The 11,343-nt window shown below is 34.4% G+C and carries 11 protein-coding genes; all 11 read left to right on the forward strand.

Features of this window, described 5'->3' with window-relative positions:
• The first annotated feature begins 32 nt into the window (after positions 1 to 32).
• The gene (ccpM, locus tag BM183_RS00100) at positions 33 to 1,445 is read left to right on the forward strand and encodes a Cys-rich peptide radical SAM maturase CcpM (protein WP_091683367.1); all 1,413 of its coding nucleotides are present in this window, start codon (positions 33 to 35) and stop codon (positions 1,443 to 1,445) included.
• A complete protein-coding gene (locus BM183_RS00105; RefSeq protein WP_170847835.1) occupies positions 1,438 to 2,511 on the forward strand; it encodes a TIGR04066 family peptide maturation system protein in 1,074 nt (357 codons plus the stop codon). The genes ccpM and BM183_RS00105 overlap by 8 nt, the downstream gene beginning before the upstream one ends.
• 16 nt (positions 2,512 to 2,527) lie before the next feature.
• Positions 2,528 to 2,770: a hypothetical protein gene (locus BM183_RS00110; RefSeq protein ID WP_091683371.1), complete on the forward strand. Its 243-nt coding sequence runs from the start codon at positions 2,528 to 2,530 to the stop codon at positions 2,768 to 2,770.
• A 119-nt stretch (positions 2,771 to 2,889) separates the two neighbouring features.
• Entirely contained in the window at positions 2,890 to 4,383 is a 1,494-nt protein-coding gene (locus tag BM183_RS00115; RefSeq protein WP_091683373.1) for an extracellular solute-binding protein, read from the forward strand.
• Positions 4,384 to 4,471: 88 nt separating this feature from the next.
• On the forward strand, positions 4,472 to 5,356 hold the full coding sequence (locus tag BM183_RS00120; protein ID WP_091683375.1) for a carbohydrate ABC transporter permease: 885 nt from the start codon (positions 4,472 to 4,474) through the stop codon (positions 5,354 to 5,356).
• A gap of 13 nt (positions 5,357 to 5,369) precedes the next feature.
• Positions 5,370 to 6,266 carry a carbohydrate ABC transporter permease gene (locus BM183_RS00125; protein ID WP_091683377.1) on the forward strand — a complete coding sequence of 299 codons (897 nt, stop codon included), beginning with the start codon at positions 5,370 to 5,372 and terminating at the stop codon, positions 6,264 to 6,266.
• A gap of 14 nt (positions 6,267 to 6,280) precedes the next feature.
• The gene (locus BM183_RS00130; RefSeq protein WP_091683379.1) at positions 6,281 to 6,937 is read left to right on the forward strand and encodes an efflux RND transporter periplasmic adaptor subunit; all 657 of its coding nucleotides are present in this window, start codon (positions 6,281 to 6,283) and stop codon (positions 6,935 to 6,937) included.
• Between the two features lie 1,193 nt (positions 6,938 to 8,130).
• Complete coding sequence (locus BM183_RS00140; protein ID WP_091683383.1) at positions 8,131 to 9,570, forward strand: radical SAM protein; 1,440 nt, start codon at positions 8,131 to 8,133, stop codon at positions 9,568 to 9,570.
• Positions 9,567 to 10,661, forward strand: a complete 1,095-nt coding sequence (locus tag BM183_RS00145) for a hypothetical protein (RefSeq protein WP_091683385.1) — start codon at positions 9,567 to 9,569, stop codon at positions 10,659 to 10,661. Before BM183_RS00140 ends, BM183_RS00145 begins: the two co-directional genes overlap by 4 nt.
• A gap of 28 nt (positions 10,662 to 10,689) precedes the next feature.
• Entirely contained in the window at positions 10,690 to 10,944 is a 255-nt protein-coding gene (locus BM183_RS00150) for a hypothetical protein (RefSeq protein WP_091683387.1), read from the forward strand.
• A 100-nt stretch (positions 10,945 to 11,044) separates the two neighbouring features.
• A complete protein-coding gene (locus tag BM183_RS00155; RefSeq protein ID WP_091683389.1) occupies positions 11,045 to 11,269 on the forward strand; it encodes a hypothetical protein in 225 nt (74 codons plus the stop codon).
• Positions 11,270 to 11,343 lie beyond the last annotated feature (74 nt).

Raw genomic sequence — 11,343 nt, forward strand, 5'->3', positions numbered from 1 at the left:
ATTAATTATTTTATATTTCGGGAGGATGGATAATGGGAACTATGTTTACAGTTTTTGATTCCTTAACTAAGTTTTATCTTTTTGATGCAATGACAAATTCTATTGTTTCTATAAATAAAGATAACTATAAAGCTTTAAAAGGTTATATTGACGGAGATAGAGGGACTGAGAATATGGCGGTCCTAGAATCTTTTCAAAATATGGGTTATTGTAGAGAAAGCAGTATTGAAGAAATTGTTCATTATTCTATCGATGATTATGCATCACACATAAATAATTTACAAATGTTGACTTTGCAAGTAACACAAAACTGTAATTTAAGATGTAGCTATTGTGTGTATTCAGGAAATTATAAAAATCGTACACATTCCAATTTGAGGATGAGTTTTGATGTAGCTAAAAAGGCAATAGATTATCTTTTTGAACATTCTATCAATTTAGAGAAAGTCTCTATTGGGTTTTACGGAGGGGAACCATTATTAGAATTTGAATTAATTAAAAAATGTGTACGTTATGTTAATGAAAATTACGAGGGAAAGAAAGTCTTGTTTAACATAACATGCAACGGAACCTTATTGACAGAAGAAGTAGTTGAATTTCTTTACCAAAATTCATTTTCTATAATGATAAGTTTGGATGGTCCAAAACAAATACATGATAGATGCAGAAAATTTGTAAACGGACAAGGTTCTTATGAAACAATAATATCAAGGTTAGAGTATATCAAGAGGGAATATCCTGACTTTTACAGGAAGTTTTCCGTCAGTACAGTAATTTCTCCTCAATATGACTTGGCATGTATTAAAGAATACTTCGATACAGATTCTGCTGTGGAGTTTTTAAATGCTCGCATAAGTTATCAGAATGACAATGGCATTATTGAAGATTTAAGCTACGATGAAAGTTTTTTAATAATAAATAGGCATGAAACTTTTAAGGTATTTTTGTCAATGCTTAATTTAATAGATAAATCCAAAGCTTCTAAAATTTTTTGTATACGTGCCGCATACCTTAAAAGGCAATATAAATATTTGAAGCCTATTAAATATCTTCCTCAAAAATGTCATCCGGGAGGACCTTGCATAGTGGGGTCTAAACGTTTGTTTGTAAATACAGATGGCTACCTATATCCATGTGAAAGAGTTAGCGAAGATTCAGAAATCATGAGGATTGGTAGTCTAAGTGAAGGTATAGATATTGAGAAGGCGAAGTACTTAACGAATATTGGAGCAATAACAAAGGAAAGGTGCTCTCAATGTTGGGGTATAATACATTGTAAAATGTGTGCGTCTTCAGCTGATGGTAAAGTTGCGCTGTCAAAAGAATTAAAACTTTTGAAATGCAATGAAACGTTGGATAGTTTAATTCAAGATATTAAAGATATTTGTTTTTTAAAGGAATATGGGTATGATTTCAATGAGGAAGAAGGAGGCGCCAATGTATAATAAACTTTTAATATTTCCTTTTGGGAAAAACACATCGCCTATAGTAAGAAATCTGAGCTTATTAAATTATGATTCGGTATCTTTGGTATCTCCTAAAAGTTGGGGATTTGCAGGCAAAGATGCTTGTATAGTTGATGGTGGAGATTTTACAGAAGTTAAGGTATCTTATGATTTTGAGGAGGAGTTAAAAAGCTGTAATAATATATTATTTGTTTTTGAAAATGAGAATATAACAATTCAAAGCTATATTGATAAAATTCAAAAGTGTATTAAAATAAATAAGAAAGTTTTTATAACTCCTGAGTTAAGAGAGTTTTTAAATGATTCAATAAATGCTATTTATGATAATATAACAGTATTAAAGTGGAATAATCCGAAAGCAAATTTTTCATTTTCTGAGATATTACCAATTGAAGTTCCGGTAATAATAGTTTTGGGATCAGGCGATAATTGTAATAAATTTGATATTCAACTTTCATTAAGAAAATATTTTAGACAAAATGATTATATAGTATCACAGTTAGGAACAAAAAGTTATTGTGAATTAATGGGATTTAAGGCTTTGCCCAAATTCCTGTTTGAAAATATATCGTTAGATAGTAAGATTATAGCATTAAATCACTATATGTACGATTTAGTGAAAGAGGAGTCTCCAGACGTGTTTATATTGGGGGTTCCGGGTGGAGTAATGCCTTATAGCGCAGAAATACCGAATGGATTTGGTGAGCTGGCTTTTATAATAACAAATGCTGTAAAGCCAGATATTGCTATTTATAGTACCTATACAAATGGTGTAGACCTTGATTCTCTTAGAGAGATGAAGAAACGAATTAGGTATAAATATGATAGTGATATAGAATTTATTAATGTAGCGAATAGTAGAATTCTTGTTAACAACGATGCGAATCCCTTTTTTGAGTACAGAACAATCGATTCCAATAATATTTTAAATAAAATAAATACTGTTCCTACCAGTGATTTTACTATGTTTAATGTATTGAATGAGACCAGTAGTAATCTTGTAAATGAAAAAATATTAGAAAGTTTAACAAATAATAATCTATGAAAAAGGAAGTGGTTTTATGGAAAAGCAACAAATAAAAGAAAAAATCATTCATATTTTTGAAAGTGTTTTAAATAGACAAATTGATGATTGTACAAAGAATGTATTTGGGTATGAAATAAATTTAAGTGCAAGAGAAATGGCATGTGTATGTATAGAAATTCAAAAGTTATTCAATATTGATTTAAATGAGTTGGTAGAGATATATCATACAGCAACTGTAGACTGTTTAACGGACTGCATATTTTCATTGACAAATTAATATGAAGCTACATATTGATATTAATAAGTAGTGAAACAATGAAGACATAATATAACATATATATAAAATAGGTGCTTTTTTAAAGTGAATTTGCTTTCATTATAAAGAAGGGGGATTTGATGAATAAGTTTTTAAAATTTATCCTGGTTTTGGTAATAGCGATAGGGAATTTGACAGGCTGTTCCTTTGAAACAAAGAACGACGAGCTGTACAATAGCAAATTGGAGGAGATAACCGACCATTTGGACAAGTACGGGGAAAGTGTTGACGAATTAATTAAAAGCCCCCAAAATGGAAACAATTGGACGCAAAAGGAACTGGCGACCGATTCCACTGATAGTGCGTTGAGCGGAACACTAAGGATATCTGTTATGTGGCCGGACAATGAAACAAATTTAATTGCGGTGGCGGCAAAGGAATTTCAAGATTTGCACCCCGAGGTTAAAATTCAGATACAGTTTCATGATGATGTCTTGAAGTACCAAGCACAAACCTCAGTGGAGTTGATGAGTAACACAGCGGCGGATATTATTGATTTGTCCTATATACCTTATGAGCGGTATGCCGCTGCAGGGCTGCTTGCGGATTTATACCCATTGATGAATGCAGACGACAGCTTCCACAAAGAGGATTATTTTGTCAATGTTTTTGAGGCATTTGAAGATAGTCAAAATGGTCTGGCTGTAGTTCCGTTGTCGTTTATATTTAATTCTGTTACCATGCGGCAGGACTTTATGAAGTCCTTTGATGCTGAGTTTGAAAACCGTGGGGGCATATCCTATCAGCAGATGCTGGATTTGTATGTTAGGGCACAGGCGGAAATGGAAGATGAGAATTTGTATATGTCCGAATTTGCAAGTGCCACAAATTGGTTTGAGTTTGAGTGGGATAACCTTGTTGACACGAGAAACAAAAAGGCATATATGAATACTCCTGAATTTTTAAGTAATTTAGAAAAGATAAAGCGTATTAAACTGACTGAAAATGTTACACAAACAAAGGATGGACCGGGAGTTCTAGGAGGAGGTTACTTTCGGGACAAAATTTTTAAGATGAACCCTGCTGTGCTGTTTGTTCTAAGTTCGTCAATAGAGGATATCACTCAAACGTTACTTCCGTTTAATGATATGATCTATTCAAAACCGATACCGATAATATCTGACGGAATGCCGACAATGTATGCACCATTTGTGTTTGGCATAACGAATACAACTCAAAACAAAGAGCTTGCGTGGAAATTTCTTTCCTATTGCATGGCAGAACGGGCGCTTCCTGTAAAAGAAGTAGACACAAACAGTTTCCTTTTTCGGCTAGGATTTCCTATAAATAAGCAAAATTTTAGAAAGCTTGTTAAAGCTGTTGCCAATGAAACATTGCGCAAAGGTGGTGTGGTAGGTTATTCGTTTTCGGGAAACCGTACCGCCGTGATAGAAGAAAGCATGGCACAGGTAGAGAAGTGGTGTGGCATGAAGGGTAAAGTGATGCAAATGGATTTAAACTTATTTTTAGATTTAATCTATCCTGACTTGTATCAATATTTAATTGGAAAGCAAACGGCAGAGCAGACAGCTACACGTATTCAAACAAAAACAGAGATTTATTTGAACGAGTAGTATATAGTTGTATTACATTAAAATCGTAACGAAGGGATGCATGTTATGGTTTGAAAGGAAGATGGTTATTAATGAGAGGGGGAGTTTGATGAACGTAACTATAAGGAGGAGAAACAAAAAGAAATACAGGGAATGGGTGTTGTGGCTGCTGTTGTTGCCCAGCCTGATGGGAATGCTGATTTTTTATTTGCTTCCATTTTTCCTTTCCATGTATTATGCAATGATTGATAATGTAGTGTCGCACAGGTTTGTTGGGTTACAAAATTTTATTGATACATTTCATAATTTGTCGTTTCAGCAGGCATTGAAAAACACGGCATTTTTTATACTGGTCGGTGTGCCGCTGAATTTGATTTGCTCATTTACCATCGCCAACCTTCTTAAAAAAGTGACAAAGTTGAAAGTTTTTTTTGGCTTAATTTTTCTTATCCCTATGATTATTCCGGCAGGAGCGGTGGTGTTTGTCTGGAAAAGCATATTTGATGTCAACGGAATATTGAACTGGGTTTTGTATTCCGTTGGTCTGCCAATGAAAAACTGGTTGGAAAGTGAATGGGTGTTGGGGATTGTTATTATTATTTTTTTATGGAAAAATATTGGTATTGGTATGATTTTGTTTTGGACAGGACTGAACCGAATTCCAAAAACCTATTACGAAATGGCGAGGGTAGAGGGTGGTGGTGCAATGGGTCAGCTTTTTCATATTACGCTGGTGTATATTATGCCGACTGGGTTTGTGGCAGCACTTCTGTCTATCATTAACTCGTTTAAAATTTTCAAGGAAATTTTTCTCTTATTTGGGAACTATCCGTCGGAATGGGTCTATCTGCTTCAGCATTATATGAATAATCAATTTTTAGCCGCTAATGCACAGAAATTGAGTGCTTCTGCAGGTATTATTTCTGCTTTTATTGTTAGTGTATTGTTTTTCTTCTTCCATTCACAGCGAAAGCTATCGGAACATTTTAGTTGAGAGGAGGAGAAACATGATAAAGAGAAAAACATGGCAGAGTGGATTGCTTTATGTCTGTATCATGGCACTGGCACTGGTCACTCTGCTTCCGATTGTGCTGCTGCTAACTAATTCATTGATGAGCGGGCGAGAGATAGTAAGCCGTTATTCTATGGATATAACGATTTTTAATGTATTGAATACGGAATACATAAAAGCTGGTGATGAATCCTTTCATTTTGTTGAAATGGCATTTTTGCCGGATTATATTACCTTTCATCAGTATTTTAAATTGTTTTTTAACAGTCCCGAATACTTAAGATTGTTTTGGAACTCGGTCATTTTATGCGTGCCGATTGTTGTGGGGCAATGTATTATTTCAGTGCCGGCAGCTTACGCATTTGAGCGGTTGCAATGGAAATACAAGGAGTATTTGTTTTTTATCTACATCATTGTGATGCTGATGCCGACACAGGTCTTGCTGGTACCCCATTATCTTCTGGCGGAAATGGTAACGCTGCCGCCTTATTTGGCCATTATATTGCCGGGTATTTTCAGTCCCCTTGGTGTTTTTTTACTACGGCAGCAGCTGAAGGGATTTCCTCATGAGTGCTTAGAAGCGGCACAAGTGGACGGTGCGGCACATGGAACTATTTTGTATCATATTGTATTGCCGAACATGAAGCCGAGCGTAGCGGTGCTTGTCATGATTACCTTTGCGGATTATTGGAATATTGTTGACCAGGCGATTGTCTTTATTAAAAATGCGTTTGACGAGCCGATGTCGATTGCACTGTCAAAAGTGATGCAGAATGACACAAGTATGTTTTTTGCGATGGCTTGTTTTTATATAGTTCCGATTGTGGTATTGTTTATGGCTTGTCGAGATTATATATCACAGGAGCTGTCCTTTGTTGGGGTAAAAAATTAGACGGGAGGTTGCATATGCGAATTAGGAAACGCTGGGTGCTGATAGGTATCATTTTTTTATTATTTGTTGTGGGCTGTACCATCTATTCACGTACCTATTATCAATGGAATTTGCCGAAAGTAGAAATAATGGCGCCAAGGTCGGGAACGTTACTGTTGGGGCAGTACGATGTGCGGAGTGTTTCTAAAAAGGAAGAAGGGTCAAGCGGCTTTACACACAGTACGCAGATTTTGCTTCCGCTTACGGTAAATTATTTCTATGTCGATGACGAGGCGGAGGTTACGCTGACCGGAATCAGAAACAGTACAAGAAAGGGGCGTGTAACCTCTATTACCAATACAAAGGAAAACCTTGTGCTGACCATTGGCTTTCATGCTGAAAATTTTGCGGACGGGGAGTCGGTTGATGTGTCGATTATGAAAGAAACGACTCCATTAAATAACATTATGCCCAAAAGCGCACTGCATGAAGATGATAAAGGAGCGTACCTGTTTGTGGTTATGAAAGAGCAGGGGGCTTGGGGGCGTGAGTATGTGGTACGGCGCATGGACGTGACGGTTTGGGTGAGTACAGAGCAGGAGTTTTCAGTTAGCTCAACTATTGAATACCCTGTGGTGTTTGCCAGCGACAGTAAGCTTGCGGACGGACAGCGGGTAAGGTTTTATCCGTAGGGAATGGAAGGTTTAGTGGGCCTGCTTTATAAATCCAATGAAATTACTGCAATCCCTGAACTAGTAGATTCTTTAAATATAAAGGGTTACATTTATATTGTATATTTATCTTTAATGGCTGGTATATTTATTATCGGATTCCTGCAAAGAGGAGGAGACTCCTTAGAGCAGTATATGCAATCTATCATGATAATATTTTAAATGAAAAGCTTTCCATTATGATTATGGATTGTTCTGTAAAAGCAGATTTAGAGCATTTTGATAAGATTTAACAGGTTGACAATGCTAACCTAAAATGGTAATATTTACATGTAAGAATTAACCAAATTATAAAAGATGATTTCATTGCAAGAATGAGTATATTGTAGACATATTAAAAATAATCAAGATTTTGGACTATTGAAACATTGGTACTTTAAATTAACTTTAAACTATAATGTCTCGGAATCTTGATTAATCGTGCCATTGAAGCTGGTAATCATTACTTTAAAGATATATGAAGTAGGTAAAAAACCTCTAAGCATCAAAATGAAGCGTTTTTCGATTGGAACGAATCCTGCGAAACATATTGAAGCCGTACTTTGCAAAGTCCGAAAGTTGCGTTGGTAGGCGAAAACGGAGGAGGAAAGGCTTTATTATTCAGTTTGCTTTTGCGGTAACATCTAATTATAATCTAAACTCAACATTAGTCTTTGATAGTTTTATACGGAATGAGTAGTCCCCTTTAGAAAGGGTTACATAAAATTATTAAAAAAGTTGTTAGATTAAGAGGTAAAAGGATGAATAAATTAAAAAAGAGAAATAGTTTAAACTCTGTATAAGCATACGCTTGCATGTGTTGGTATGAATCATGTACTTGTTCTTGTATAGCCACTTGTAATTGTAAACACAGTATCATAAGGCGATGCTTTCTAATTATGAAATAGAGAGAGTAAGGCAGATAATAGAGCATAGTTCTTCCCCAAAACATTACAGTTCAGAAAATATGATGTATCCTGTTTAATTTCTTTATGACTTAATATTGTTGCTAATTGATGCCATCACCTATGTAATAACATCTCATACTGTAGAATCATCCTTAATTATTTTTACAATGTTTCCAGCAAATTACCTATTGTCATTTTTATGACACATCATATCTGGCTGTAAAAGTATGTAATATAATTACGTTGAGAAAGGATGTTATAGTCAAAATGTTTGTAAAACTTTTCAGTACACCTAATCATTACTATTGTCTAGATGTAAATAAGGATGAATTTCTTGAACTCAGCTTTGCTTCTTATCAATATTTAGCTCAGATTTTGAATGGAGAAGAAGTAAAAACAATGCCTCCAGAAGAAATATTGGATTTAAAAAAAGCAGGATATCTTTCTGAGAAAAGCAATGTAAAGAAAGTAAAACATGCTATTACAGATTATCTTGAAGAGTTTTTGGAGCGTAAATTGTCAAGAATAATTCTCCAAGTAACACAAAATTGTAATTTAAGATGTAAATATTGTATCTATTCTGAAGAACACAGTATTATGCAACGATCACACTCATCGAAAAATATGAGTTGGGAAACGGCAAAGGCTGCTTTAAATTTTTTATGGGAGCACTCTGTTGACAGTAGTTCCATAAATGTAGGATTCTATGGCGGTGAGCCTTTATTGCAGATGCCTTTAATTAAACAGGTGATAGAATATAGTAAGAAGCTTTTTAAAGGGAAGAAGCTGACATTTAACATGACAACTAATGGAACATTATTAGATGAAGAGAAGATTCTTTATTTGCAAGAGGAAGAAATATCACTGATGATTAGCCTTGATGGACCAAAAGAGATAAACGATATGAATAGGGTTTTTGTAAATGGGACAGGGACATATGATACAGTGATGAAGAAAATTGAATTAATGAGAGAAATAGCACCGGAATATGCCAAAAAACTATCAATTAGTATGGTAATAGATCCTCAAAATGATTTTGATTGTATTAATAGTATATGTTTGGGGAAAAATGATGTAGATAAATTAAATATACTACCATCCATTGTTGACAAAGGTTATGATGGAGAAAAAACAGTATCCTCGGATATATATAGATGGAAATCTCGATATGAAGGATTTCTTGCAATATTATCTTATTTGGGACGTTATGAAAAGGAAAAGGTATCTCCTATTGCGTTAGCATCGATTAATTCTGAAATTGAACGCCGATTTGAAGTTGAAACATCCAGATTATTTGAAGTGGATACCCCTTCCGGACCATGTATTGCAGGGCAGATGAGATTATTTTGCAATGTAGAAGGGCTGCTTTTCCCATGTGAACGAGTTAGCGAAAATTCAAAAGCAATGTGCTTAGGAACCTTAGATTCAGGGTTTAATATCGACAATGCAAAACAATTATTAAATGTTGGTGCATTAACGTCTGATGCATGTAAGGAATGTTGGTGTTTTCGTTATTGTATGTTATGTTGTAAAAAAGCGGATTCGGGACAAGGCACATTAGATGCGGCAGTTAAGTTATCATATTGTTCAGAATCTAAAGGAAATGCCTATCATAAGCTTATGCTCTACTTATTATTGAAAGAAATCAATGTTGACTATTTGCCACAGATGAGATATAGAGTTCAGAAAGGAGAGGATATAGTATGAGTATTCCAGTAGCAATATATCCTTTTTGTGCGGAAATATTACCGATAGTAAAGACTTTTAATAAACTTCAAGAGTCTTTTGTAATAAAGCGGTTGATATCTCCTAGCGGGTTTGGGTTAACAGGACATGATGCCGGTTATGTATGTAATCATCCTGATGTTGGTTTTGTCGTAACAGAAGAATTTAATTTTGAAGGCAAAGAATGGACAACACTAATTTTATTTGAACCGATTATGATAAAAGAGAAAATAGATTATTCCTATGTGGATATTGCTGAGGCTGCAATATTGTATGGCAAGCAGGTTATTTTCTTCAGTGCATCAGAAGAAGGAGATAACAAAATAAATAAGTTGTCTAAGTTATATTCAGATAAGATTGAAATAAAACCTTACATAACATATAAAAATCATGCTCATAATGAAGAACACAAATTTTATGATATGGAAGTTCCCGTTATATTAGTAGGAGGATTACTGGAAGAAGCAGATAATTTTGAGGTATTGTTAAAACTTGCAGTAAAGTTGAAGATGGAGAACACGAATGCTTTAGTAATAACAAAACATCCTATGGGAGAATTATTCGGTTTCTATAATCTAAATCATATATGGAATTGCACTGACCATTCAGAGGCACAAAAAATTAATGAAATCAATCGCTATATGAACAGCCTGCTTAAGGAGAAAAGACCGGAGGTAATATTAATGGAAGCTCCAGACGCAGTGTTAAAGTATAATGACTATGCAGTGAATGGATTTGGAATACGAACTTACATGCTTTGTCAGGCAGTTGCTCCAGAGCGTTTTATTTGCTGTGTGCCATTTGAATTAGCTGTGGGTGAGTTTTTGGATGCAATTAGCAAGAAATTTGAGGCAACATTAGGAGTATCTATTACATCAGTTCATGCAAGTAATATTTTAATAGATATGCAAGATTTAAAGCAAAAGTTTGATATTTCAATTGTATATTGTAATCTAAAATTTGTTCGGCAACAACTTTTTAAAGAAGGAAGACAGTATCAAATTCCGGTCTATAGCGTAGTTATGAATGGAATTGATGAGGTGTATAATAATTTGTTCGAAAATGAATGTTGATACAATATTTATAGAGGAGGATTAAAGAATGAAAGAGATAACTATAAATAATCGAGTTGTTGAAGTATTACACCAAAAATTTCATCTACCTCATGATATCTTAATACAGAAGAATTGGGATAAACCTTTGACAGAGGAGCCATTTTACTTTTCAGACATTGAAATGGTATATTTGCTGTTTGAGCTTGAAAAGAGCTATGGTATGTGTGTGAAAAGTGAAGACATGGATGATTATGGATATAGCACTATAAGAAAAATTACTAATATTATGGAGGGTATTTAAGAAATATCCAGAGAGGTAAAGAGATATTGATGATAAGAGACTCTGTTTCACACATAAATTTTATTGTAAAAAAATTTATAGTAGACCAGGAGGTAGAGCAATGAAAAAATTAAAGAAGAGAAGTAATTTAAACTCTGTAGAAGCATATGCATGTATGTGCTGGTATGCAGCATGTACTTGTTCTTGTACAGCCGTTTGCAATTGTAGTACAGATTATCCTAAGTCGACGATTTCTAGTTATGAAGCCGACAAAATAGTCGCGAAAATTGGGGAGAGTTCTTACCAAGCTCAATATAATTCAGAAAATATGATGTATTCTGTTTAGTATTTTTTTGTTCTTTAAAATAGCTACATAGTGGTTGCAGTTAAGTGTGTGAAATAGATGTTTTTTATAGTTTG

This window comes from Anaerocolumna aminovalerica (genome assembly GCF_900115365.1).
Lineage (GTDB): Bacteria > Bacillota > Clostridia > Lachnospirales > Lachnospiraceae > Anaerocolumna > Anaerocolumna aminovalerica.